Annotated in this window: 22 protein-coding genes; 11 read left to right on the forward strand and 11 right to left on the reverse strand. The window is 70.1% G+C overall.

The window, feature by feature from the left end; genetic code table 11:
* Positions 1 to 54: 54 nt before the first annotated feature.
* Positions 55 to 945: a UTP--glucose-1-phosphate uridylyltransferase gene (locus tag AB0I03_RS19840; RefSeq protein WP_360414869.1), complete on the reverse strand. Its 891-nt coding sequence runs from the start codon at positions 943 to 945 to the stop codon at positions 55 to 57.
* A 140-nt stretch (positions 946 to 1,085) separates the two neighbouring features.
* On the reverse strand, positions 1,086 to 3,128 hold the full coding sequence (locus tag AB0I03_RS19845; RefSeq protein WP_360414871.1) for a diguanylate cyclase: 2,043 nt from the start codon (positions 3,126 to 3,128) through the stop codon (positions 1,086 to 1,088).
* Between the two features lie 158 nt (positions 3,129 to 3,286).
* On the opposite strand from AB0I03_RS19845, the gene AB0I03_RS19850 reads away from it, so the two are divergent.
* Positions 3,287 to 3,889 (forward strand): 5-formyltetrahydrofolate cyclo-ligase, encoded by a 603-nt coding sequence (locus AB0I03_RS19850; RefSeq protein WP_360414873.1) that lies wholly within the window; start codon positions 3,287 to 3,289, stop codon positions 3,887 to 3,889.
* Positions 3,890 to 4,044: 155 nt separating this feature from the next.
* Positions 4,045 to 4,368, forward strand: a complete 324-nt coding sequence (locus AB0I03_RS19855; RefSeq protein ID WP_360414875.1) for an FmdB family zinc ribbon protein — start codon at positions 4,045 to 4,047, stop codon at positions 4,366 to 4,368.
* 73 nt (positions 4,369 to 4,441) lie between these two features.
* Here the strand turns inward: AB0I03_RS19855 and AB0I03_RS19860 are convergent, their stop codons facing one another.
* From AB0I03_RS19860 to AB0I03_RS19880, 5 genes are all read right to left on the reverse strand, one after another.
* Positions 4,442 to 6,625: a transglycosylase domain-containing protein gene (locus tag AB0I03_RS19860; RefSeq protein WP_360414877.1), complete on the reverse strand. Its 2,184-nt coding sequence runs from the start codon at positions 6,623 to 6,625 to the stop codon at positions 4,442 to 4,444.
* A 72-nt stretch (positions 6,626 to 6,697) separates the two neighbouring features.
* Entirely contained in the window at positions 6,698 to 7,651 is a 954-nt protein-coding gene (locus AB0I03_RS19865; protein ID WP_360414879.1) for a complex I subunit 1 family protein, read from the reverse strand.
* Positions 7,641 to 8,390 (reverse strand): NADH-quinone oxidoreductase subunit C, encoded by a 750-nt coding sequence (locus tag AB0I03_RS19870; RefSeq protein WP_360414881.1) that lies wholly within the window; start codon positions 8,388 to 8,390, stop codon positions 7,641 to 7,643. The genes AB0I03_RS19865 and AB0I03_RS19870 overlap by 11 nt, the downstream gene beginning before the upstream one ends.
* A 51-nt stretch (positions 8,391 to 8,441) precedes the next feature.
* Positions 8,442 to 8,969: an NADH-quinone oxidoreductase subunit B family protein gene (locus tag AB0I03_RS19875; RefSeq protein WP_360414883.1), complete on the reverse strand. Its 528-nt coding sequence runs from the start codon at positions 8,967 to 8,969 to the stop codon at positions 8,442 to 8,444.
* The gene (locus tag AB0I03_RS19880) at positions 8,960 to 9,328 is read right to left on the reverse strand and encodes an NADH-quinone oxidoreductase subunit A (RefSeq protein WP_360414885.1); all 369 of its coding nucleotides are present in this window, start codon (positions 9,326 to 9,328) and stop codon (positions 8,960 to 8,962) included. Before AB0I03_RS19880 ends, AB0I03_RS19875 begins: the two co-directional genes overlap by 10 nt.
* A gap of 463 nt (positions 9,329 to 9,791) precedes the next feature.
* Here AB0I03_RS19880 and AB0I03_RS19885 point away from each other — a divergent pair, with 463 nt between their 5' ends.
* The 4 genes from AB0I03_RS19885 to AB0I03_RS19900 all read left to right on the forward strand — a co-directional run bounded on the left by AB0I03_RS19885 (position 9,792) and on the right by AB0I03_RS19900 (position 14,567).
* Positions 9,792 to 10,430 (forward strand): SigE family RNA polymerase sigma factor, encoded by a 639-nt coding sequence (locus tag AB0I03_RS19885; RefSeq protein ID WP_360414887.1) that lies wholly within the window; start codon positions 9,792 to 9,794, stop codon positions 10,428 to 10,430.
* On the forward strand, positions 10,427 to 11,350 hold the full coding sequence (locus tag AB0I03_RS19890; protein WP_360414889.1) for a hypothetical protein: 924 nt from the start codon (positions 10,427 to 10,429) through the stop codon (positions 11,348 to 11,350). Before AB0I03_RS19885 ends, AB0I03_RS19890 begins: the two co-directional genes overlap by 4 nt.
* Before the next feature lie 348 nt (positions 11,351 to 11,698).
* Positions 11,699 to 13,555, forward strand: a complete 1,857-nt coding sequence (locus AB0I03_RS19895) for a 2-oxoacid:acceptor oxidoreductase subunit alpha (RefSeq protein WP_360414891.1) — start codon at positions 11,699 to 11,701, stop codon at positions 13,553 to 13,555.
* Complete coding sequence (locus AB0I03_RS19900) at positions 13,548 to 14,567, forward strand: 2-oxoacid:ferredoxin oxidoreductase subunit beta (protein WP_360414893.1); 1,020 nt, start codon at positions 13,548 to 13,550, stop codon at positions 14,565 to 14,567. The genes AB0I03_RS19895 and AB0I03_RS19900 overlap by 8 nt, the downstream gene beginning before the upstream one ends.
* A 59-nt stretch (positions 14,568 to 14,626) precedes the next feature.
* Here AB0I03_RS19900 and AB0I03_RS19905 read toward each other — a convergent pair whose 3' ends face one another.
* Positions 14,627 to 15,826: a hypothetical protein gene (locus AB0I03_RS19905; RefSeq protein WP_360414895.1), complete on the reverse strand. Its 1,200-nt coding sequence runs from the start codon at positions 15,824 to 15,826 to the stop codon at positions 14,627 to 14,629.
* A gap of 92 nt (positions 15,827 to 15,918) precedes the next feature.
* Positions 15,919 to 16,830: an IclR family transcriptional regulator C-terminal domain-containing protein gene (locus tag AB0I03_RS19910; RefSeq protein ID WP_360414897.1), complete on the reverse strand. Its 912-nt coding sequence runs from the start codon at positions 16,828 to 16,830 to the stop codon at positions 15,919 to 15,921.
* A gap of 530 nt (positions 16,831 to 17,360) precedes the next feature.
* Here AB0I03_RS19910 and AB0I03_RS19915 point away from each other — a divergent pair.
* Together AB0I03_RS19915 and AB0I03_RS19920 are read left to right on the forward strand one after the other, a co-directional pair.
* Positions 17,361 to 18,539 (forward strand): MFS transporter, encoded by a 1,179-nt coding sequence (locus AB0I03_RS19915; protein WP_360414899.1) that lies wholly within the window; start codon positions 17,361 to 17,363, stop codon positions 18,537 to 18,539.
* Between the two features lie 140 nt (positions 18,540 to 18,679).
* Entirely contained in the window at positions 18,680 to 19,612 is a 933-nt protein-coding gene (locus AB0I03_RS19920; RefSeq protein ID WP_360414931.1) for a polyprenyl synthetase family protein, read from the forward strand.
* 48 nt (positions 19,613 to 19,660) lie between these two features.
* Here AB0I03_RS19920 and AB0I03_RS19925 read toward each other — a convergent pair whose 3' ends face one another.
* The gene (locus AB0I03_RS19925; RefSeq protein WP_360414901.1) at positions 19,661 to 20,251 is read right to left on the reverse strand and encodes a TetR family transcriptional regulator; all 591 of its coding nucleotides are present in this window, start codon (positions 20,249 to 20,251) and stop codon (positions 19,661 to 19,663) included.
* The gene (locus AB0I03_RS19930) at positions 20,229 to 21,755 is read right to left on the reverse strand and encodes an MFS transporter (protein ID WP_360414903.1); all 1,527 of its coding nucleotides are present in this window, start codon (positions 21,753 to 21,755) and stop codon (positions 20,229 to 20,231) included. The genes AB0I03_RS19925 and AB0I03_RS19930 overlap by 23 nt, the downstream gene beginning before the upstream one ends.
* 281 nt (positions 21,756 to 22,036) lie before the next feature.
* Between AB0I03_RS19930 and AB0I03_RS19935 the strand changes: the two genes are divergently transcribed.
* From AB0I03_RS19935 to AB0I03_RS19945, 3 genes are all read left to right on the forward strand, one after another.
* Complete coding sequence (locus AB0I03_RS19935; RefSeq protein ID WP_360414905.1) at positions 22,037 to 22,585, forward strand: hypothetical protein; 549 nt, start codon at positions 22,037 to 22,039, stop codon at positions 22,583 to 22,585.
* 118 nt (positions 22,586 to 22,703) lie between these two features.
* Positions 22,704 to 23,543, forward strand: coding sequence for a CPBP family intramembrane glutamic endopeptidase (locus tag AB0I03_RS19940; protein WP_360414907.1), 840 nt, complete (start codon positions 22,704 to 22,706; stop codon positions 23,541 to 23,543).
* A gap of 431 nt (positions 23,544 to 23,974) precedes the next feature.
* A partial coding sequence (locus tag AB0I03_RS19945) for a hypothetical protein (protein ID WP_360414909.1) occupies positions 23,975 to 24,777 on the forward strand: 803 nt, incomplete at its 3' end.

Genomic DNA, 24,777 nt, shown 5'->3' on the forward strand with positions numbered 1-24,777 from the left:
TCCTCATCCCCCCGTCGGTCAAGTTCCTCTCAGCGCCGCCTCGCGGTCGCCGGGTCAGTCAAGTGTCGCACTGAATTCGCGCAGCCAGGCGTTGAAGCCGGGCAAGTCGTCCCGCTGGGTTGCGAGCTCGACCAGGGTCTGGAGGTACGCGACAGGCTCCCCTGTGTCGTACCGGCGACCGCGGAAGACGACCGCGTGGACGGGGGTTCCCTTGGCGCGCATGGCCTCCATGGCGTCGGTGAGCTGGATCTCGCCGCCGCTGCCGGGCTCGGTCCGCTCGAGCACGGGGAAGATGGCACCGGGGAGGACGTAGCGTCCGATGAGGATCAGGTTCGAGGGCGCGTCCTCGATGGCGGGCTTCTCGACGAGGCCGGTCACTTCGACGACGTCCTCGGCGTCGGTGGCCCGGACGGCGGCGACGCCGTAGCGGGAGACCTGGTCGTCGGGGACCTCGATGAGGGCGAGGACGATGCCGCCGGTCTCGGCCTGGAGGTCGATCATGCGCGGGAGGAGCTTGTCGTCGAGGTGGCACCACTCGTCGCCGAGCAGGACCGCGAAGGGCTCGTCGCCGACGTGCCCGGCGGCGCGGCCGACGGCGTGGCCGAGGCCCTTGGCGCCGCCTTGGCGGATGGCGGTCATCTCGGCGATGCTCTCGGGGGCCTTCACCTTGGCGAGCATGGCGTCCTTGCCCTTGGCCTTGAGGGCGTTGTCGAGGTCGGCGCGGGCGTCGAAGTAGTCGATCATCGCGTCCTTGCCGGGGGCGGTGACGAGGGTGACGTCATCGGCGCCGGCGGCGGCGGCTTCCTCCACGATGTACTGGAGGACGGGCTTGTCGACGATCGGCAGGAGTTCCTTGGGGATGGCCTTGGTGACCGGCAGGAAGCGGGTGGCGAAGCCGGCCGCGGGAATGACGGCTTTCGTGGCGCGGGGCGCGGTTGCTGACATACCGCGAGGGTAGCGTGCACACGCTGCGTCGGCGGTCAGCCACCCTGCCGAACACCGGGTGAACGTTCATGTCGGGTGGTCCGGGACCGGGCGTGGGGCCATTGGGCTGCCAGGGGCGATGCCTCCGCCTGCCGGACGGTTCAGACCGCGACCCTCCAGGTGTCGCGGCCCGCGGCCTTGGCCGCGTAGAGGGCTTCGTCGGCGGCCGCGAGGATGCCGGTGGCCGTCTCGGCGTGGTCGCCGAGGACGGCGATGCCGATGGAGACGGTGATGTTGAGTTCGCGCCCGCCGGAGGCGTCGTTGACCTTGAACTTGCGGGCGTTGACGGCCTTGCCGAGGCGCTCGGCGACGACCGAGGCGCCGCCCGCGTCGGTCTCGGGCAGCAGGACCATGAACTCCTCGCCGCCGTGGCGGAACGCGAGGTCCACTTCGCGGATCTGGCCGGTGATGCGGCGCGCGAGCTCGACGAGGACCTGGTCGCCGACGGGGTGGCCGTAGGTGTCATTGACGTCCTTGAAGCGGTCGAGGTCGATCGCCAGGAGCGCGGAGGGCCGCTGGTAGCGGCGGGACCGCTCGGCCTCCCGGCGCAGCGAGGTCTGCATGAACCGGTAGTTCCACAGGCCCGTGAGCGGGTCGGTGAGGCTCAGGCGCTCGGCGTGGCGGTGCAGGAGGACGTTCTCGACCGCGACCGATGCCTGCCCGGCGAAGGTCCGCAGCGTGTCCACGTCGCCCGGTTCGAATTCGTCCCCGGCGATCCGGTTGTAGAGGACGAGCACGCCGAGGACGCCCGCGTCGGTGCGCGGTGCGCCGCCGAACTCGCCTTCGCCGCCGCGGGCGTGTTCGACCGGTCGACCCCGGCGCGCCTGGTCGACGCCCGCCTCGTGGTCCACAGGATGGCGTCCACTGCTCAGCTCGGGATCAACGGGCTGGCGCCCGCTGAACGGCACCGCGACGATCGTGTGGGCGTCCGGTTCGGTCGCGGCGCGGTGGCGGCCCTCGAAGCGGCCGTCGACGATCCGGCCGTGGGCGGGCACGCCGCCCGCGGCGATCGCGCCGATGATCCCTTCGCCGATGCGGATGCTCGCGGGCTCGGTGATGCCGAGGTCGCCTTCGCCGGCGCGTTCGCGGAGCTGGTCGGCGTCGTCCACGTCGACCAGCATGATGACCCCGGCCTCGGCCCCGGCCGTGACCATCGCCGTGTCGAGGATGACCTCCAGGATGCGGTCGAGGTCGAGGGTCGCGGTGAGGGTCTGGCCGAGGCGGCCGAGCTGGCCGCGCATCTGGTCGCGGGAGGCGGTGAGGGCGTTGACGTACGACTGGGTCTGGGCGGTCATGCGGTTGAACGCGAACGCGAGCTGCGCGACCTCGTCGCGCCCGTGCACCGGGACGCGCACGTTGAGGTCGCCTTGGGCGACCCGCTCGGCGGCGGCCGAGAGCTCCGCGAGCGGCCTCGTGGTCGAGCGGGCGAGCCACGCGGCGAGGCCGACCGCGCAGAACGCCGAGGCGGTGACCATCGCGGCGAGAGTCCAGTACATCGGGGTGACGTCAGTGGCCACGGTGCCGATGCTCAAGGGCAGGAACGAGTCCGTGAAGTCCCAGCGCCCCGCGTCGGCGCTGCCGACCGAGAGCGGAGTGGTCCGGGAGTCCTGGAGGATGAGGTCGGCGTCCGCGACGCGGGCGAGGCGGGCCAGGAACGTCTGGTCGACCTCGCGGAACGCGGTGAACACCGACGTGGAGCCGTCGGCGTTCTGGACCTCGGCCTGCGCGCCGAGCGCCACGATCGGGCCCGCCCCGGCGTAGGCGACCGCCTCGCCGCAGTCGACCCACGAGCCGTCCGGGGCCTCCGCGCCGATGTCGGTGCCCGGGCTGGTGCCGACCGACGCGAGGCTCGAGAAGACCACGCCGTCGACCACCGCCCGGTCGACGAGGAGTTGCGCCATTTCGACCGCGTTCTCCTGATCGCCGTTACGGTAGTTCAATGCCACCGCCGCCGCCGAAGCCTGGATGCGTTCGCAGATGGTGCCGAGGGTCGAGTCGACCATCGTCACCGCCGAGTTCGCCAGGGCCTCCCCGCGGGAGTCCGCTAGATGGGACATGACGGCAGCGACGAAGACGGCCCCCACCAGGACCGGCCCGAGCACGACGACGAGGAACGCCGTGGTGAGCCGTGAGCGCAGCGACACCGAATCCCCCTCAAGTTCACTACTTAGAAGACTACCTAGAGCTACCGACTCGACACGACGCGGCAAGGCTATGTAAACGGGACTAACCGAAAGGGTGAGTGGAGATCTCCGTTCAGGGGAATCCTCCCAGGTACCGGCGACAGAAGGGAAGGAACGGCATGCAAGAGGCGAAGAGCGCCGCACGTCGGCAGCTGCTCGAGGCGCGGAACGCGATGCCCGGGGAGCAGCGCGGATACGCCGATCTGGCCACATGGAAGGCCTTGCGGGACTTCCTGATCGAAGTCGTGGACGAAGGCGCCGTCGTGGCGGCGTACCGGCCGTTCGGCTCGGAACCGGGCGCGGTGCTCGAACCCGAACTGCCCGAACGCCTCGCGGTCGTCTACAAGGTCCTCGAACCGGTGCTCCTGCCGGACAAGGATCTCGCCTGGCGCGAGGCCGGAGGCCCTGGGGGCCAAGGGGAACCGGACGCGAACTCGGAAGGCGGGGACGGCCCGAACCCGGGCGGGGCGGTGCTCGGACCGGAGGCGGTCCAGCAGGCCGCGGCGGTCATCGTGCCCGCCGTCGCCGTCTCAGATGATGGGATGCGGCTCGGCCGGGGCGGCGGTTCATACGATCGTGCGCTGGCCCGGGTCGGCCCGGACGTGCCCGTGGTGGCGCTCCTGCGCGACGGCGAGTTCGGCTTCATGGTCCCCGCCGAGCCGCACGACCGGCCGGTGACGGGCGTGGTCACCCCGGCGCGGGGGTTCATCTCGCTGAGATAGGCCGCACACCTCGGGCCGCGGCCGGGCCGGTCCACCGCCCGCACGCTTGCCGGCGCTCCTGTGACCTGTCAGGTCGCACGGGATGGGATTAGCACTCTTCGGCGTTGACTGCTAATGTCGATCGGGATCTGTGTTGAGTGCTGGAGGTCTAGGACGTGCCTGTCTACGAATACCGCTGCAAGGAGTGCGGTTACGAGTTCGACAAACACCAGTCGTTCTCCGAAGCGCGCCTCAGCGACTGCCCGAGCTGCGAAGCCAAGGGCGCGCTGCGCAAAGTCTTCGGGAACGTCGGCGTCACCTTCAAGGGCAGCGGTTTCTACCGCACCGACTCCAGGTCGAGCGACTCCAGCTCCCTGAGCTCGAACGGCTCCAAGAACGGCGCGAAGCCCAGCGAGGGCAAGTCGGAGGCGAAGTCCGAGCCCAAGGCCGCCGCCTCCACCGCCAAGTCGGAGTCCAAGAGCGCCGCCAAGGCCGCCTGAGCGGCGCACAGCTGCAACTTCCACCGGTGCCCGGTCGCGTGACGCGGCCGGGCACCGGCGTGCTCACCGCGTGCTAGTCGCCTTCCCCGAACTGCGAGGACGCCGTCGTCTCCTCGTTCGCTGAGTGCTCATCGGTGGTGGACTCGGTCGTCGGGGCCTCCGGTTCAGTCTGCTCGTCGAGCCCGGGCTCCTCGTAGGTCACCGCTTCTTCTGCCATCTCGTCGGCCTGCCACTCCGCTTCCCGCCGGGACTCCGCATCGGCGATCTCCCCTTCGGGAGGCCCGCGGTACTCGTCGGAGCGGCCGTCCATCACCTGCCACCAGATGCCCTCGGCGATCGTGCCCTCGTGCGAGCTGCCGTCGCCCTCCTTCGTCTCGTCCCCGGCCCAGACCGCGAGCGCGAGGCCCGGCGCGAAGCCGGTGTGCCAGGTGGCGGAGGCGTTCACGCCGACCCCGTACCCGCCGCGCTCGGCGCCGTTCAGGTACAGCGGGAGCTGGGCCTCGGAGGCTGCCGCCGGGTCGATCTCGGCGTCGACGGCGGCCGGTTCGACCTCGTAGAGCCCGCCTTCGGGGCCGCTGACGGTCTCCACGAAGTAGGGCTCGGCGACCTCGCCGCCGCTGTAGACCGCCGCGTGCATCACGGCCGCGTCGAGTGTCGTGATCGGGTACGCGCCGATGCCGATGTCCGGATGGACGCCGGTGGCCTGCGCGGGGTCGATCTCGGCGGCCACGCCGTGCTCGTCGAGGTCGTGCGGGTCCCACATGCGGTCGATGCCGAGCGACGCGGCGGTCCGCGCGATGGCGTCGCCGCCGAGCTCCTCGGCGACCTCGTAGACGGGGGTGTCGAGCTTCTGGGTGACGGCGTCCGTCAGGCTGACCTCGTGGTCCTGTGCCCCACCGATGTTCACCAGGTCCATCGGCTCGCCCTCGTCGTCGAGGTAGGTCTCGAACTGCCGGGGCGAGGAGCCGTCGAGTACGGGCGACCAGGCGTCGATGCCCGCGTCGACCGCGGCGGCGTGGACGACGGTGTTGAAGGCGGTGCCGGGCCGGTGGCCGACGTCGGCGGCGAGGTCGAGGCCCGCGCCGTTCTCGCCGCCGTAGTAGGCGAGGACCCGGCCGGTGCCCGGCTCGACGGCGGTGAGCGCGGCGGCCATGTTCTCGTCCGCGGCGGTGACCTCGCGGATGCCGGTCTGCTCGACGGCGAGCTCCTGGAGTTCGGCGTCGATGGTGGTGACGATGTCGAAGCCGCCGCGCAGTACCTCGTCGGTGCCGATCCCGGCGTCGGCGAGCTCCCGGAGCACGAAGCCGTTGGTGATGAATCCTTCCGGGCCGAGCCCTTCGGGGTCGTTCGTCGGGTCGAGGGTCTCGGGGAGGTCGACGATGGCGTCGCGTTTGACCTGCTCGAGCTCGCCGGTGACGACCATCTGGTCGAGCACGTACGCCCAGCGCTCGGTCGCGGCCTCGAGGTCGCCGCCCCGGCCGTAGGGGTCGCGCGGGTCGAAGGGGCCGTCCGGGGACTTGATCTGGGCGACCAGGAGCGCGGACTGGGAGGTCGAGAGCTCGGCGGCCGAGGTGCCGAAGAACGCCTGCGCGGCGGCCTCGACCCCATACGCGCCGCGTCCGAAGTAGACGATGTTGAGGTAGTGGTTGAGGATCTCGTCCTTGGTGAACTCGTCCTCCATCTTCATCGCCATGGCCGCTTCGCGGGCCTTGCGGAGGTAGGAGCCGTCGCCGCGGATGTCGGCCACCAGGCCCACGTACTGCTGCGTGAGCGTGGAGGCGCCCTGCTTGTCGCCGCCTTTGACGTTGTTGACGAGGGCGCGGAGCACGCCCTTGGCGTCCACGCCGGGGTGCTCGTAGAAGTTGGCGTCCTCGGCGGCGACCACGGCGTGCTCGACGTCGTCGGCGATCTCGTCGAGCGCCACGGAGGTGCGCCGCTCGGCGGCGAGCTCGCCCATCACGGTGGTGCCGTCGCTGTAGTAGACGGTGGAGCCCTGGCTGAGGGCGTCGTCGAGCTCCTCGGGGAGGTCCACATTGGCGTAGAAGACCGAGCCGACCACGGAGACGGTGGTGGCGAGGACGAGGGCCGCGAGGCTGAGCGCCGCGATCGTGCGCTTCTTGCGGCGGTGCTTCGGTTTGGAGCCCGGCGGCCGCTCAGGGGGCGCCTCGGGCTCGGCCTTGGGCCGTCTCCTGAAGGGCCGCAAGTTGATCGTGCGTCCGGGATCGTCGGTCTCGGTTGCGTCTCGACCTGATTCCATGCAGCTGAATACGCGCGAAACTCGCCAAAGGGTTGCGGCGGCTTGAAGGATTCCTAATGGGATGCAAGTGCCTCATAGTGCCAGTGCGACGGATGTGGTCAGCACGAGCTGCGCCAGCGCGATCGGCACCAGGGCCTTCCAGCAGAGGGCCTGGATCTGGTCGACGCGCAGTCGCGGCCAGGCCACGCGGAGCCAGATGACGACGGCCGCGAGCGCGCCGGTCTTGAGGAGGGTCCACAGCCAGCCCAGTGATTCGGGGCCGGGGCCCTTCCAGCCGCCGAGGAAGAGGACGACGGTGAGCGCCGAAATGACGACGATGCCGACGTACTCGGCGAGGAGCAGGAGCGCGAAGCGCAGCCCGGCGTACTCGGTGAGGTAGCCGAAGACGAGTTCGGAGTCGGCCACGGGCGCGTCGAACGGCGGGCGGCGGATCTCGGCGAGCCCGGCGGTGAAGAACACGAGCGCGGCGGGGGCCTGCCAGAGGAGCCACCAGGGGTTCCAGGCCTCCACGATCTCGGGGAGGCTGAGCGTCCCGGCCGCGACGGCGACGGAGGCGGCGGCGAGCACGAGCGGCAGTTCGTAGGCCATGAGCTGCGCGGCGCCGCGCAGCGCGCCGACGAGCGTGTACTTGTTCGCGGAGGACCAGCCGGCCATGAGGACCGCGAGGACGCCGACGCCGACGAGCGCGACGACGATGAACAGGCCCATGTCGAGGCTCGATCCGACGAGGTCGCCTGGGCCGAGCGGGATGAAGAGGATGACCAGGAGGTAGGGCAGGAGCGCGACGGCGGGCGCGAGCTTGAAGACGGGCTTGTCGGCGTCGTCGGGGACGAGGTCCTCCTTCTGGGCGAACTTGACGCCGTCGGCGATGAGCTGGGCCCAGCCGTGGAAGCCGCCGGCGTGCATCGGTCCGAGGCGGCCCTGCATGTGGGCCATGAGCTTGTGCTCGGTCTGGCCGACGACCAGGGGCAGCACGAGGAACGCGGCGAGGACGGCGGCGAGCTTGACCGCGATCTCAAGAAGCATCGGGACGCCTCAATCGCGGGTCCCGTTCGGTCGCGCCAGGCGACGCGGGCGGGCCACTGATCGGCCCATTGCTCGGATCGGGTTCGGTCGCGGCCGGCGTCGCTGGCGAGTCGGCCTGCCGAGGTTCGATCCAGTCTTCGGGGACGCCCGGCGGGCGCTTGGGGGCGCGCTTGCGGACCGTGCCCTCTTGGCGATGCTTGCGAGCCATAACTTGGCCCTGCCCCTCGCCGGGTTCCTTCGCGCCCGGCCAGGGCTTGACGACGCGGGAGGCGAGGATGAAGTCCTTGCGGAGCGGGTGGCCCTCGAATTCGGGGGCGAGGAGGAGCGGCTGGAGGTCGGGGTGGCCGGGGAAGTCGACGCCGAACATCTCGTGGGTCTCGCGTTCGTGCCAGTCAGCGCCGGGGTAGAGGTCGACGACGGACGCGACGGCGCCTTCGGTGAGGAGGGCGCGCAGGAGGACGCCGCGGCGTTCGCTCACCGACCAGAGGTGGGCGACGATGCGGAAGCGGATCGGGCCGGGCGGACCGTCTGCGGTCGCGGGCTCGGCCGGGCCCTCGTCGACCGCGGAGAGCCAGTCGAAGAAGTCGCAGCCGACCTCGTCGCGGCAGGCGCGCACGGCCTCGTGCCAGTCCTTGGGGTCGACGTCGGCGACGGCGCGCGGGCCGTCGGCCCCGAGTTCTCGGTCGCCCGTGTACGCGCTGAGGGCGGTGCGGACGCGGTCCTCCCAGAAGTCAGGCACGACGCCCCCTCGGGTCAGATCCTATAGGAAATAGGATATATCCTATAGGGTTCACTCGGGCCTCCTCAGGAGCGCGCGCATGCTCGGCTTGCGCCGCAGGGGCTCGGCCGCGATCTGCTTCTGGAGTTGGCCGATGCCGTAGAGCAGGGCTTCGGGGCGCGGCGGGCAGCCGGGGATGTAGACGTCGACGGGAATGATCTGGTCGACGCCTTTGGTGACGCAGTACGAGTCCCAGTAGGGCCCACCGGAATTGGAGCAGGCGCCGAAGGAGATCACGTACTTCGGCTCGGGCATCTGCTCGTAGAGGCGCTTGATCGCCGGTGCCATCTTGTCCGTCACCGTGCCGGAGACGACCATGAGGTCCGCTTGGCGCGGCGAATGCGCGAAGGGGATCACCCCGAGGCGCATGAAGTCGTGGCGGCTCATCGAGGCCGCGATGAATTCGATGGCGCAGCAGGCGAGTCCGAAGTTGAAGACCCACAGGGAATAGCGCCGGCCCCAGTTGAGGACGAAGCGGATCGGCTCGCCGAGGATGTTGGTCTCGCTCGGGCGCGAAGGGAACGGGAGTTTCACCGCCATCGCAGGACCCCTTTCCTCCAGGCGTAGGCGAGACCGAGGGCGAGCACGCCCACGAAGACGCCCATCTCGACCGCGGCGGCGGGCCCGAAGGCCCGGAACACCACGGCCCACGGGAACAGGAACACCGCTTCGACCGCGAAGAGCACGAACAGGAACGCGTAGACGTAGTAGCGGATCTGGACCTGCGCCCAGTCCTTCCCCACCGGGTCGACCCCGCATTCGTAGGTCTGGCCCTTCTCTTGCGAGGGCGCGCTCGGCCTCAGGAGCCGATTGGCGGTCATCGCGACGAAGACGAACGCGAACCCCGCGAGCAGGAGCACCCCGAATACGGCGTAATCGCTCAACCGGGTCGTGTGCATAACGACACCATAGCGGCGCGCAGCGCCCCGCGATACCCGTGCGCGCGGGCGAATCGGTGGGATTCCGGGCCGGTTCGGGGGAACTTCGTCGCACCGGGCGCAACCGCCCGGCACGGCTCGGCGTGTTGTTGTACGAAGAGGATTCACCCGAACGCCGCGAACCCCTGGTATGGGCGAGGCGAACGCACAGGCAACAGGAATGGGATCACCGCACATGACCGCCGCCGGCGCACCGACGCTGCTCCGAGTCGATGCCGAGTCCGCCACGATGCTGCTCGACCGGCCCGTGGTCCTCGGCGACGACTTCGAGGGCTTGGCCGGTCCGGTCGCCGTTGAGAGGATTGTCGACATAACGACCCCGCCTCGCGTCTCCCCCTTCCCGAACGCGACAATGGTTGCCGCCGGGCACGAACGCGATGACCCGGAAGATTCCCTTGTCCCACCTACCTGCGCTGGAGCGGATGTGCGAACGGAGGCGGAGTTCACCGACCTCTACGAGAAGCATTTCTCGGAGCTCGCGGCCCAGGTCTGCGCCTACCTCGGCGACGCCACCGAAGCCCAGGACCTCGTCCAGGAGGCGTTCCTGCGCGCATGGCAGCGCTGGGACAAGGTCGGCGGCTACGAGGAGCCGGTCGCGTGGGTCCGCCGCGTCGCGTGGAACCTCGCCACGAGCCGCCACCGCCGCAACCAGGTCGCGCGCAAGTTCCTCCAGAAATCCTCCGCGCCGGAGCTGGCTCCGGCCGCGAGCCCTGACCACGTCGCGCTCGTCGCCGCGCTGAAGCAGGTCCCGGCCAAGCGCCGCCAGGCACTCGTCATGCACTACATGGCCGACATGACGGTGAACGCGATCGCCGCGGCGACCGGTGCGAAAGAGGGCACCGTGAAGTCCTGGCTGCACCGTGGCCGCAAGGAACTCGCCGCGCTGCTCACCGACACCGCGGCCGACCCCAGGCCCGCCAAGGCGGCGAAGCCCGCTGCCGCGAAGACCGCCGAGGCCGACCCCGACACCATGCCGATCCGCATCAAGCGCGCCCTGCCCGGCGCGCAGCGGACGTCCCGTTCCACGACCCGCCGAGCATCCGTGAAGGAGGACCGCTCATGACCTTCGACCCTGAGGACGACAAGGTCGCAGCGGCCTTCGCGAGCTTCAAGGCGGACACCGCCGCGCAGTTCCCGCCGCCGCCCGTCAACGAGCTGCTCGGCCGCGCCCCGGCCGCGCGGCGCCGCCGCCGGCTCATGTCCCTGGCCGCGATCGCCGGCGCCTGCACCGCGGTCACCGCGGGCGGCTTCGCCGTGGCCCAGACGATCGGCCCGATCGCGTTCGGTCCCGAGCCCTCCGGCAACGGGAGCACCACGGTCGAGGCCTCGACCTCGGACGAGACGCCGACCTACAGCATCGGCGACCCGGCGAGCCCGCACGCCTCCGGCGGCGAGGAGCCGACCGAGGAGGCCGAGATCCCGGCCGAGACGACCCTCGTCATCACCGACCCCGGCGAGTACGGCGACGCCTGCGCCGACGTGTCCCTCGGCTTGAACGTCGAGGACTGGACCTTCACCGACGAGACGCCCTGGGCGATCGCGTTCGACGCCGAATCGGGCGTCGGGCCGGTGCTCGGTGACGTGGACGGCGACGGCGCCGACGACGTGGCGGCCGTGCTCGAATGCCGCCCCGAAGGCACCGGCGAGGTGTTCACCGTCGGCGTGGCCGCGTTCGCGTGGAACGAGGACGGCACCTCGCTCGAGCAGCTCGGCTGGGTGTGGGAGCCGAAGACGCTCACCTCGACGGCCGCGGTCACCGCGATCGCGGACGGCGTCGTCACCGTCGAGGCCGTGAACCCGGGCTACCCGGAGTACACCGGCTCGTTCAAGTACGTGTGGCATGCCGAGTCCGGGTCCTTCGCGGCCGTCCAGGACGAGGTGCCCGCGTCGCCGACGCCGTCGGAGAGCTCGTCGAGCCCGGCTCCAGACGAGTCGCCGACCGCCGACGAGAGCGCCGCGCCCACCGCCTCCAGCGGGTCCTGATAGGAGACCCGCCGGGGTCGGGGGCACGGTCGGCTCCGCAGTCGGAAATGCGACTCCGGCGTGTCCGCGAGCGCGCCTCGCGTCCAGAATCCGGGACGCGCCCGCAAAGGAAATGGCGCTCCAGGACAGCCGAAACAAGAGGTCCAGGTCACTGCGGACTCCCTGGCGTCCCACCATGTGAGCCGGATCGCTCAAAGTGGTGTCGCCTACATCGCGCCCGCGTCGCAGGGTTGGCATCGCGAGGTGACGCCCGCGTAGCATCGCAAGTAGCAGACACGGCGGAGCCCCGCTCCCCGAACCGAATGCCGCAGTCCTTGCGTGCCCCAGAACCCGCATGAGGAGAACTAGGTGAATACCGTCCGGCAGCTCGACCGGGTCGTCATCCGCTTCGCAGGGGACTCCGGCGACGGGATGCAGCTCACGGGTGACCGCTTCACCGCGGAGACCGCCAAGCTCGGCAACGACCTGTCGACGCTCCCCAATTACCCCGCCGAGATCCGGGCCCCCGCAGGCACCCTCCCCGGCGTGTCGAGCTTCCAGATCCACTTCGCGGACACCGACATCCTCACCCCGGGCGACCAGCCCGAGGTCCTCATCGCGATGAACCCCGCGGCGCTCAAGGCGAACCTGGCCGACCTCAAGCCGGGCGGCACCATCGTCGTCAACACGGACGAGTTCACCAAGCGCAACCTCACCAAGGTCGGCTACGACGCGAACCCGCTCGAGGACGACTCGCTCGAGGACTACCAGGTCCACGCCGTCCCGCTCGCGACCCTGACGATCGGCGCGCTCGCCGAGCACGAGGTCTCGAAGAAGGACGCCGAGCGCTCCAAGAACATGTTCGCGCTCGGCCTCGTCTCGTGGATGTACTCGCGTCCGACCGAGGCCACCGAGGAGTTCCTGCGCGGCAAGTTCAAGGCCAAGCCCGCGATCGCGGAGGCGAACATCGCCGCGCTGCGCGCCGGCTGGAACTACGGCGACACCACCGAGGCGTTCGCCGTGCGCTTCGAGATCCCGCCGGCCCGGCTCAACTCGGGCACCTACCGCAACATCACCGGCAACCAGGCCCTGGCCTGGGGCATCACCGCCGCCGGTGTCGCGTCGGGCCTCCCGGTGTTCCTGGGCGCGTACCCGATCACCCCGGCCAGCGACATCCTGCACGAGCTGTCCAAGCACAAGCGCTTCGGTGTGACCACGGTGCAGGCCGAGGACGAGATCGCCGCCGTCGGCGCGGCCCTGGGCGCCTCGTGGGGCGGGGCGCTCGGCGTCACCACCTCCTCGGGCCCGGGCATCGCGCTGAAGTCGGAGACCATCTCGCTCGCCGTCTCGCTGGAGCTGCCGCTCCTGGTCGTGGACGTGCAGCGCGCCGGGCCTTCGACGGGCCTGCCCACGAAGACCGAGCAGGCCGACCTCGTGATGGCCATGTTCGGCCGCCACGGCGAGGCCCCGATCGCGGTCCTCGCGCCGCAGTCCCCTTCGGACTGCTACGACATCATGCTCGAGGCCGCGCGCATCGCGCTCCACTACCGGACTCCGGTCATGGTCCTCTCTGACGGGTACATCGCCAACGGCGCCGAGCCGTGGCGCCTGCCCGAGACCGCCGCGCTGCCCGACATCTCCGTCGAGTTCGCGACCGAGCTGAACGGTGTGGACAAGGCCGGCGAGCCGGTCTTCCTGCCGTACCAGCGCGACCCCGAGACGCTCGCGCGCCCGTGGGCGGTGCCCGGCACGCCCGGACTCCAGCACCGCATCGGCGGCATCGAGAAGGCCGACAAGACCGGCGACATCTCGTACGACCCTGAGAACCACGACTTCATGGTGCGCACCCGCGCGGCGAAGATCGCCGGCGTCGAGGTGCCCGACCTGGAACTGGACGACCCGCAGGGCGACGCGAACGTGCTCGTCCTCGGCTGGGGCTCCACGTGGGGCCCGATCGGCGCGGCCGTTCGCGGCCTGCGCGACAAGGGCGTGCCCGTGGCGCGCGCGCACCTGCGCTTCCTCAACCCGATGCCGAAGAACACCGCGGAGATCCTCGCGCGCTACGACCGCGTCGTGGTGCCCGAGATGAACCTCGGGCAGCTCACGATGCTGCTGCGCAACAACTTCCCCGGCACCGAGGTCGTCGGGTACAACAAGGTGCGCGGGCTGCCGTTCACCTCCAACGAACTGCAGGACGCCCTCGAGGAGGTCATCAAGAATGGCTGACGTCAAGCTGGACGCCCCCAAGCTGAAGGCCAAGGACTTCAAGTCGAGCCAGGAGGTGCGCTGGTGCCCCGGCTGCGGCGACTACGCCATCCTGGCCGCCGTCCAGTCCTTCCTGCCCGAGCTGGGCCTGGAACGCGAGAAGATCGCGTTCATCTCCGGCATCGGCTGCTCCTCGCGGTTCCCGTACTACCTCAACACGTACGGGCTGCACTCGATCCACGGCCGCGCCCCGGCCATCGCCACGGGCCTGGCGGTCTCCCGCCCGGACCTGTCGGTGTGGGTCGTCACCGGTGACGGCGACGCGCTGTCGATCGGCGGCAACCACCTCATCCACGCGCTGCGCCGCAACGTGAACCTGAAGATCCTGCTGTTCAACAACCGGATCTACGGCCTCACCAAGGGCCAGTACTCCCCCACCTCCGGGCCGGGCACGCTCACCAAGTCGAGCCCGATGGGCTCGGTCGACGCGCCGTTCAACCCGCTGTCGCTGGCCCTGGGCTCCGAGGCCACGTTCGTGGCCCGCACGCTCGACTCCGACCGCGCGCACCTGCAGGAGGTCCTGCGGGCCGCGGCCGAGCACGAGGGCAGCGCCTTCGTCGAGATCTACCAGAACTGCCCGATCTTCAACGACGGCGCGTTCGAGGTCCTGAAGAACCCCGAGACCCGGGACGAGTCGATCATCCGGCTCCAGGACGGCGAGCCGATCAGGTTCGGCGACAAGGTCGTCGTGCAGTCCGGGTACGGGCTCCAAGTCAAGGACGCCGCAGAGGTGGACGAGGCCGACGTGGTCGTGCACAAGGCCGATGTGGACGACCCGGCGTACGCGTTCGCGCTGTCGCGGCTGTCGGGCATCGCGCTCGACCACACCCCGATCGGCGTGTTCCGCAACGTCAAGCGGCCCACGTACGACACCCAGGTGCGCTCCCAGGTCGACGAGGCCGCCACGGGCGTCGACCGCAAGGAGGCCCTCGACCGGCTCCTGCACTCCGGCGACACCTGGACCGTGCTCTAGGCAAGGCATGGGAAGCGGGCCGGACCCTTCGGGGTCCGGCCCGCTTCTGCTTGCGCCGCTTAGCTTTCGAGCACTTCCTGAGCTTTGGTCAGGATACCGCGGATCTCTTCCTGCCAGGCGTACGTCTCGACCTCGATCGACACGTAGAACGCCTCCTGGGAGTCGGCCCACGCCTGCGCCGCCGTCTCGCGATAGCCGGTCTCGTCGCCGCATTCGGCGAGATCGACGGCGAACGCGATCTCGAAGGCCTTCTTGCCTTCATGGTCGGCAGGGGCGTCACCGGGCAGGTTCGGGTGGTCGCCCACCACGCTGCCCTCGCCCTCGTACAGCTCGTAGAGGTAATCGACGACCGGAAGCGAGCCCTCCTCGTCGAACTCCCAGCCGTGCCGGTCGTGCTCGGCGAGGCAGTCGACCAGTTCGCCCTGGACCCCGGCGATCGCCTCGTCGTACATGGCCCGGGAGTCCTCCGCCTTCGCGAAGTCGTCCATGGGGTTCACCGGGCGATACTCCCAGTACGCGCCGCGGCTCTTGCTCCCCTCAGGATCCTCGACCCGTCGCAGCTCGCCGTAGAGCGCGTCGATCATCTCGCGCAGGCAGCCGCCCGGTTCAGGCTGCTCGTAGGCGAAGTCGTCACCGGAATAGACCGCGTCGTCGTCGTCCGCCACTTCGCCCTCCTCACCGATCAGCCAGCCGTTCTCGTCCAGCGCGGCCGCCTCGCCCTGGTAGGCCACGTACCAGTCGAACTGCTCCTGGGGATCCAGCGCTTCGAACTCGCTGTTGTCGGGCAGACCGCCCGCGCCCCCCTCGAGCGCCAATTCGTCCTCGGGCGAATCGCCCAGTTCGTGGCCCTTGTACGCCGCGTACTCCTCGACCGCATCGGGGTCCGCGTCGTCGTCGTGCGCCCATTGGCCGAAACCGTACTCGGCGGCCTCTTCGACCGAGGGAATCCAGTCGCCCCAGTCGCCGGCCCCGAACAGTTCCTCCTGCGGCTCGGGTTCGACGACCGAGAACCAGAACTGGTCGTGGACCGTGAAGCCCTCGAGCTCCATGCAGGCCTGAATGATCCGAACTTCAGCGGTCTCCAGTTCGTACAGCAGCCGTTGGCTCTCGTTGACCATGTCGACCAGGCGGGGCGCCTCGAACGTCACGCCCGCGCCCTCGGGCGCGTCGCCGTCCTTCGCGTCGTCAGTGCAGGCGGCCGTGGCCGCCAGGGCCAGCGCGGCGACGAAGGCGCCCGCTGCCCGGGTCGTGCGTAGCATCGATCCGCGTTCCTCTCAGGTGAAGCCGAAGCGTTTTCGACCCCCTGAGTACGTGCGCCTCGCGCGGTTCGGTTGCCCGGCCAGGGCCTGTCCTAGAGCAGCGGCTCCAGTTCGCGGGCGGCGTCGCGCAGGCGCTGCGTGAGCTCCGGCCAGGAGGAGCGGATCTCCTCGAGCGGGAGCGCGACGGCGAAGACGATCCGCTCGGCGGGCGTCTCCCCTTCGCGCACGACGACGCCGGCGCAGCCGACGCCTTCGCGGAACTGGCCCATCTCGGCGTACACCCCGGATTCGCCGTAGACGGCGAGGTCGTATTCGAGGGCGTCCGGTTCGATGAGGGTGCGGCGGGTGAACGGGCGCATCCCGGCGGATTTGAGGAAGCGGGCGCGGTCGTCCGGCCGGAGGGTGGCGAGGAGGGCCTTGCCGAGCGCGGTGGCGTGGGCGCCGTCGTCGAAGCCGACGATGAGGTCCTCCACGTGCGGGCTGCGTGCGCCCTCGATGACGTCGGTGACGGCCGGTCGGCCTTCGACGAAGCGCGCGATGAACGTCGTATAGCCGGTCTCGGTCGACATGCGGCGCATGAACTCGGCGCACGTGCTCGGCCCGGCGATGGCGCGGGTCAGCTCGGAGTAGCGGTCGGAGACCTCGAGGCCCAGCGTGTAGCGGCCGTTCTCGTGGCGGCGCAGGTAGTTCTCGTAGACGAGGGTGCGCAGGAGGTTGTAGGCGGTGGCGCGGTTGAGGCCGCATTCGAAGGCGATGCGCGGGGCGGTGACGCCGTTCGCGTGGCGGCCCACGAGCTCCATGATGCGCAGTGCCCTCTGGACGCTCTGGATCATCTTGGTCGGCTCGCTCTGCGCGCTCGGGAAGGCGCTGGCCGCCGAGGCGCCCTTGGCGGGCTTGTGGTCCGGTGAGGCGGGCCGGCTTCTGGCCGCCCGCTGCCGGGGCGCACCCGTGTAGTTCGGGACGCCGCTCTGCGGTTCGTCCCCTGGTCGCCGCTGCTCCACCATGCCGCCGCTCCAATTTGCACCAGTTGATCCGACTTCGGCGCCGGGTACGGCGCCGGCCGGTCCGGCCGTATCTAACTATATAAACACCAACCGGTTGCGTCACTCTCGCACACAGGGCAGTATCTATCTGTCAGCACCGTTCGCGGTCCGGTTCACGCCGGTCGCGGACAAACCGCGGCGGCGGCGTCGAGTCCCCACCAAACTTCCTCGTCGCCGCCGCGGAACATTCGAATAACCGAAACGCGGCGGCTCCCTCCCACCAGGGCCGCCGCGTTTCGTTTGCCCCAATGTCACTGGGAGAGAAGACGATACGGCGGTCTCCGGCAGGAGACCACAGGTGACGTGCGACCCGTGGGGCCGAAGTCGACTGTCGTTAGGCAGTGCTGTCGTACAGACGCAACAGTCGCACACGCTGTGTGCCCGAGTCAAGACAGTGCCGAGGCAGATCACGCGGAAGGGGGACGCACCTTCACGATTTCCCGTTGTGCGCACCGAACCGGTTATCTGATAAGCGGAGTACGGTTGCCGTCGTGTCCACCTCCGCACCCGCCCGACTCCCCTCCCGCCCCCGGACCGCGACCACCGTCACCGCCGCCATGACCGTCCAGGTCGCCGCCGTGCTCCCGCTCTTCCTCTTCGGCGGGCTCGCCGTGCAGATCACCGGCGAACTCGGCATGGGCCTCAGCGCGATCGGCTGGATCTCCGGCATCTACTTCACCGTCACCGCGGTCACCACCGTGCCCTCCGGGCGGCTCGTCGACCGCTTCGGCGCGCTCGTGACCGCGCGCGTCGCCATCGCGATGTCCGCCGCCGGGCTCCTCGGCATCGCCGCCTTCGCCCACGACCCGATCGTGCTCACCGCGTTCATGGTGCTGTGCGCGCCCGCGAACGGCCTCGGGCAGCTCGCCTCGAACATCGTCCTCAGCGAATGGGCGCCGCAGGGCCGCCGCGGACTCCTCTTCGGCGCCAAGCAGGCCTCAGTGCCGCTGTGCACCATGCTCGGCGGGCTCAGCGTGCCCCTCGTCGCGCTCACGCTCGGCTGGCGGTGGGCGTACGTCATCGGCGCCGCACTCGTGCTCCTCGCGCTCATCCCGCTGGCCGGGCTCGGACGGCCCACCGTGCGGCCCAAGAACAAGGGCGCGCGCTCCCTCGACCCGCAGCTGCTGCTGTTCGCGGTCGCGACCTTCCTCGGCGCCCTCGCCGCCACCCCGATCGGCTCGTTCATCACCACCTTCACCGTCGACGCCGGCGGCTCCGAGAGCTATGCGGGCCTGGTCCTCATGGTCGGCGGCATCGCCGGCGTCATCGGCCGCACCGGCTTCGGCGCCCTCGCCGACGTGCGCAAGGGCGGCGAGTTCCAGATCATCGCGCTCATGCTCGCCGCCGGGGCCGCGGGCGTCGCCACGTACCTGTTCGAGCTGCCGTGGCTGCTGCCGTTCGGCACCGCCGCCGCGTACGGCCTCGGCTGGGCCTGGCCGGGGCTGATGAACCACGCCGTGGTCCAGCGGTACGCGGACGCACCCGCGCTGGCGACCTCGGTGACGCAGACGGGAATCTTCCTCGGCGGCGCGGTGGGCCCGATCTGCTTCGGCCTCCTCGTCGACCACGTCGGCTGGGGCGCGGGGTGGACGGCCGTGGTCGCCGCGATGGCGGCGTCGGCCCTGTTCATCGTCGCGGGCAGCATGGTCGGCAAGCGCCTCGCGCATTGACGTTCCTCGTTGCGGCCCGCGCGACTACCGGTTCCCGTGCCGAACAGTCCAGGCCGATCACGCGATAAGGTGTGGCTGTGGTGACCACCCGACACGCCCAGACCGCGCTGACCTTCTCCGACGAGGCTTTCGCCGAAGAGATCCGAGCCTCGCTCGATCTCGTCGAAGAACGACTGCTCAAAGCCGTCGACACCGACCAGCCGCTGCTGCGCCAGTCCGGGTCCCACCTCATCCGCGCCGGCGGGAAGCGGTTCCGCCCCATGCTCACCCTCGCGTGCGCGCACCTCGGCGACCCGGCCCGGCCGGGCATCCTCGACGCCGCCGTCGCCCTCGAGCTCACACACCTCGCGACGCTCTACCACGACGACGTCATGGACGAGGCGCTCGTGCGCCGCGGCGCCGCGAGCGCGAACGCCCGCTGGGACAACTCGGTCGCGATCCTCACCGGCGACTACCTGTTCAGCCAGGCCGCGCAGATGATGGCCGACCTCGGCATCGACGCGGTGCGCCTCCAGTCCGCGACGTTCGCGCGGCTCGTGCGCGGCCAGATCAACGAGACCATGCCGCAGCCCGAGGGCATCGACCCGGTCGAATGGCACCTGGAGATCCTCTCGGAGAAGACCGGCTCGCTCATCGCCACGTGCGCCAAGTTCGGCGCCTGGTTCGCGGGCGCCGCGGAGGAGACCATCGCGACCGCCGCGGAGTTCGGCGAGGTCATCGGCGTGGCGTTCCAGATCGCCGACGACATCATCGACATCGCCTCCGACTCCTCGGGCAAGACCCCGGGCACGGACCTCCTCGAAGGCGTGCCGACCCTCCCGGTGATCTACGCCCTCGGCGGCGACGACCCGGCAGAGGCGCGCCTGCGCGAACTCGTCGCCGGCCCCGTGCCGGAGGAGGACCTGCCTGAGGCGCTGGAACTCCTGCGCCGCTCGAAGGCATTGGACAAGGCGCGGGCCACGCTCCTGCAGTACCAGGAACGCGCCCGCGCGCTGGCCAAAGCCCTCCCGGAAGGCCCGGCCCAGAAGGCCCTGGTCGACATCTGCGACTACATGATCGAACGCGACGCTTGACCCGATTGCCCGGGCGCTCTGCTCTCCCCGACTGACCGCCCGCGCCGCTCAGAGCGGGGCGCCCGCTTCGAGGTGGGCGAGGCATTTGTCGAGGTTGGCGGCGAGGTCGTCCTTGGTGCCGTCGGTTTCGGACCAGGCGCTGATGGCGACGGTCCATGACGCGACGACGAGCGCGGTGAAGTGGCGGACCTCCAGTTCATCCGCTTCGCGGCCGGTGCGTTCGGCGATCATCTGGGCGAGCAGCCGCTCGGTGGCCGCGGACTGCGCGACCTGGCGGGCGCGCAAGGCCGGGACCGAGAGGATCATGCGCACGCGCCGCCGCACGCGCTCGATGTCCTCGTCCGTGAACTCGCCGAACAGGACGGCGAGGACCGCGCGCAGGGCCTCCAGCGGCGCGTCCCCCTCCCGCTGGCTCTCGAAGACGTTGACGATGAGCGGGTCGTACTCGTCCTGCACGACCACGTCCTCCTTCACCGGGAAGTAGCGGTAGAAGGTCGAGGGGGAGACGCCCGCGGCCTCGGCGATCTGCTCGATCGTCGTCGCGTCGTAGCCCTGCTCGTCGAAGAGCCGCAGGGCCTCCTCCTGCAGCCGGTGCAGGGTCTCGATCTTCTTGCGCTCACGCAGCCCGGGACGGTTCATCTTGCGATTGTGCCTCGCCCGCCGCCGGGTGCTTCGGGAACCTCGGGCCCGCCGCGCACGCGACCACGACGGCGAGGACCGCGCAGACCAGGAACACCGCGCCCATGCCGTCGGTGAACGCCCCGAACGCGTCCGCCGCGGTCTCCGGCGACCCGAGCGCATCGGCGACCGCCGCGGCACCGGCCACGGAGTCCTCGGCGGCGCGCTCGGCCTCGGCCGGGAGCGGCGGCAGGTCGAGTTCCGAGCGGTAGACGCTGGCGGCGATCGATCCGAAGACCGCGACGCCGATCGCGCCGCCCGTCTGGCGCAGCGTCTGCATCAGGGCCGAGCCGATCGCGGCGCGTTCGGGCGGCAGCGAGGCCAGCACCGCATCGGTGGCGGGGACGAGGGACATGCCGAAGCCCGCACCGAGGACCGCGAGCCAGAGCGCGACGAAGCCGAAACCGGTGTCCGGGCCCGTGGCGGTCGCAGCGGCGCAGCCGGCCGCCGAGAGCACCAGGCCCGCGATGACCGTGGCCCGGTAGCCGAACCGGGCGGCGAGCCGCTCGGCCCCGAGGCCGCCGACCATGAGCCCGCCGATCATCGGGAGCAGCCGCAGCCCCGTGCCGAAGGCGCTGTGCCCCTGCACGATCTGCAGGTACTGCGGCACCAGGAACAGCGCGCCCATCATGAGCATCGAGGAGGCCGTGGCGATGGCCGAGCCCCAGAGGAACGCCCGGTCGCGGAACAGGCCGAGGTCGACCATCGGTGCGGCCGAACGGATCTGGGAGAGCACGAACGCCGCGATGAGGAGGAGACCGCCGATGCCGCCGATGAGCGTGGCCGGTGAGAGCCAGCCGTCCACGGGCGCTTCGATGACGCCGTAGACCAGTGCGCCCAGCCCGAGCACCGACGCGAGGGCGGCGAACGGCTGGAGGCGCGGGGCGCTGCGGTCGGTCGATTCGGGGAGCAGGAACGCGATCGCGAAGAAGCCGAGCACGATGAGCGGCACGTTGATGAGGAACACCGAGCCCCACCAGTAGTGCTCGAGGAGCCAGCCGCCCAGGAGCGGGCCGAGCGGGAGGCCGATCGCCATGCCGGCGGTCAGGAGCGCGACGGCGCGCGTGCGCTCGGCGCCGCTGAACATGCTGGGCACCACCGCGATCGACACGGGCATGACCACGGCCGCGCCGACGCCCATGAGCGCACGGGCGGCGATGAGCACGCCGACCGAGTCGGCGGCGGTGGCGAGGGCGCAGGCCGCGCCGAAGATCGCGAGGCCGGCGAGGAGGACCTTCTTGCGGCCGAGCCGGTCGCCGAGCAGTCCGGCGGGCAGGAGCAGCGCGGCCAGCGCGACGATGAACGCGTCGACGATCCACTGGAGTTCGGCGGTGGAGGCGTCGAGGTCGACGGCGAGGGTCGGCAGGGCGACGTTGAGGATCGTGACGTCGAGGCCGACGACGAGCAGGCCGAACAGGAGCGAGAGGAGGGCCCACCAGCGGCGGCGGGCGGAGACGGGAGCCATGGGTTCCTCAATTCTGGAAGTAACTATCATTTGACAGTAGCTATCAGAATTGGGCCTGTCAAGGCGTGTCAAAGCGAGCGCATAACGTGTTCCGGCTCCCACCGGGTCCCCGCGAGTGGACGCGGTTCGCTATCGTTCAAAGGTCGCTTTCCCCAGGAAGCGGCACCCCCGGCCACGGCGAAGTTCGCGAGCCGTGCCTCCAGCTCAACCGTCCTGGCGTCGACCGCATGGTCCGCCGGGGGAATCCTTCGGCGCGCATCCGCGGCCGAGAAGGGAGCGCAGTGCGACTCGGACACCACGGGCCCCCTGCCAAGCCGAAGACCGTTCTCGCCGCGCAAGGGGTCATCTGGCTCCAGTTCGCCGCGATCGTGCTGCTCTACTCGATCGGCGTGCGGTTCCTGTTCGACGCGACCAGGTCCTCCTCCAGCCACGACACGATGCTCGACGTGATCGGCTCGATCGATGTCGAACGGCTGGTCACGATCCTGCTCAGCGTCGCCGTCACCGTCTCGATGCCGTTCATCGCCGTCCGCCTCGGCCGCCGCCGCGCCCACGCGGTCAAGGCCGCCTGGTGGGCCCTCGCGATCGTCCCCGGCGCGATGTACCTCTGGATCCTCGGCCGCGCCTACTTCGCGACCTTCCCGGACGAAGCCCCGTTCTTCGTCAGCGCCGCCGCGATGCTCGTCGTGTGCGGCTCCTTCCCCACCGCGGCGCTCCTGCTGCTGCGCTCCAAGGCCGCCAAGGCCTGGTTCGCCGCCGAGGAGCTGTTCGAGGAGATCGACCGCGAGCTCTCCGAGACCGGCGAACTCGAAGCGGCCAAGGTCGGCTAGCAGCTGTACGAAGAAAGCCGCGGGGAGCGAATGCTCCCCGCGGCCTTCGTCTCGTTGACTCTCCGTGATCGGCAGGATAGGTTTCGCCCAGTACCGTCCACATGCGAGGGAGACCGCCATGTCAGCACCGGAGTCGACCTCGAACCGGTTCAAGCGGTTCATGGAGTGCGGGGGCCTGTGGCGGGCGATGGTGTTCATCGCCGTCTACCTGGCCCTGTACACCGGGGCCGGACTGCTCGCGGGAAAGCTCTTCGACGACCGGATCGGCGACGAGCCCTTCGGCGACACCAGCACACTCTTCTTCGAGCTCACCCTCTCGCTACTGGTCGGCTCGGCGCTGCTCCTGGCCGCCGTGGCCGCATTGCGATGGTTCCAGCCCCTCTTCGGCCGCCAACCGGTGCGCGGCCGCGCTTGGATGTGGATCGCCCCGGCCGTCGTCGTGCTCGCCATCGTGCTGCGCGCTGCCGGCACCGATTACGGCCGATATTCGGCGGGCGTGATCGTGCTGGCCTACGCCACCGGGCTCCTCATCGGTTTCGCGGAGGAAATCCTCGCGCGCGGCATCGCGATCCACATGCTCCGCCGGGCGGGCTACTCCGAACCGGCGGTCATGCTGCTGTCATCGTTGCTGTTCGCGCTGATGCACGCCACCAACCTGATCTCGGGGCAGGCATTGGGCACGGTCCTGCTCACCATGGGCTTCACGTTCGTGTTCGGCATCGCCATGTACCTCTCGCTGCGCGCCACAGGCTTCCTGATCTGGCCGATGCTCCTGCACGCGCTCACCGACCCCTCGACGTTCCTCGCCGTCGGCGGCATCGACGAGACGGCCGCGGGGACGAGCAACACCTTCACGACCCTCGCCGGAGCCACCTTGCCGGCCTACGCGCTGATCGCGATCCTGTCGCTGTTCCTGGTCCGGGGTCGCGCCCAGCCGGAGAAACTGATGCAGGGGTAGCGAACTTCCGCGAGCGTGTTGACCAGTCCGAACACTCCTACCCCGCGGTCGCGAAAGCCGTTGCAGGACAAGGCAGGAGCACACGCAGCTCACTCCCCGGCTTCAAGTACGCCTCGATCAAGGTTCAGGCGGGCGGCGACGAGGAGGCAGGTGGCCCTTCGGGCGGGTCCTCGGGCTTGCCGGTCTGTTCGCCTCGGCGTTCAAGCGCCGGCGATAAGAGGTCTGAGCGGGCTTCGGTCGCACTGCGACCTCGGCCCCCGGATCCACCCCTGGAGGCGGGGCCGACACGCCCGAGCGCGGGGCACAGTACCGTTGACCAGCAGAAACACCGCTGTATCACCCGATTGAGTGATGACAATGCCTGCCTGACCGATCTATGCTTGGTACAGCACAAACAAGCGAAATCAACCGGATATACGAGGAGGTGACCGATGGCCACCACCACCCCCACCCAGGACCCCCGCACCCAAGCCCAGGCCATCCGCTCCACCCTCGATGCAGCCGCAGCCCTCATCAACGCCCAGCACGCGGCAGTGCTCTCCTCGGTGATCGAGATGAAGGAGCAGAACCTCCACCGCTCCGAGTTCGGGTACTCGGCCCTGCGTGATCTCCTGGTCTCCCAGTTCGACTTCCACAACCGCACCGCCGCCGACATCGCCGCGATCGCCCGCCTCTCCGGCAAGTTCCGGATCCTCGCTTCGGCTGCCACTTCGGGGAAGGCTCGGATCGACCAGGTCGCCTATGCCGTCCGCCAGCTCGACCAGACCCCGGCCATGCGCCTGTTCGCCCGCACCCCCTTCCGGGCACCGGTCCTCTCCCCCTTCGATGCTTCAGTCGAGTGCACCACTCCTGAAGCGATGGTCGCCGAGTACTGCGCCCACGCTTCGTTCCAGGAGCTGCGCCGCCACCTGGATGAGCTGTGGGCCGCGATCGCCGAAGAGTCCGAACTCTTTGATGAGCTGGGCGAGCAGTCGATGCAGCGCTTGGAGCTGATCCCGCAGGGCAATGGCATGTGGGCCTTGGAAGGCCAGCTCTCCGAGGCCACCGGTCGCCTGCTCGACAAGTACCTGAAGACCGCCTGCCCGCCTCCGCGCCAAGAAGACCAGGACACCGAGGATGAAGGCGGCCTCCTGCCCCCGCAGGCGAACCGGCACGCCGAAGCCCTGCACCAGCTCCTCGCCGGGTACGGCTCCTCCCCCCAGGCCGCCACTCGCCACGGGCACACCGCCACCCT

The sequence above is a fragment of the Glycomyces sp. NPDC021274 genome (assembly GCF_040641195.1).
In the GTDB taxonomy this organism is placed as follows: Bacteria; Actinomycetota; Actinomycetes; order Mycobacteriales; family Micromonosporaceae; genus Glycomyces.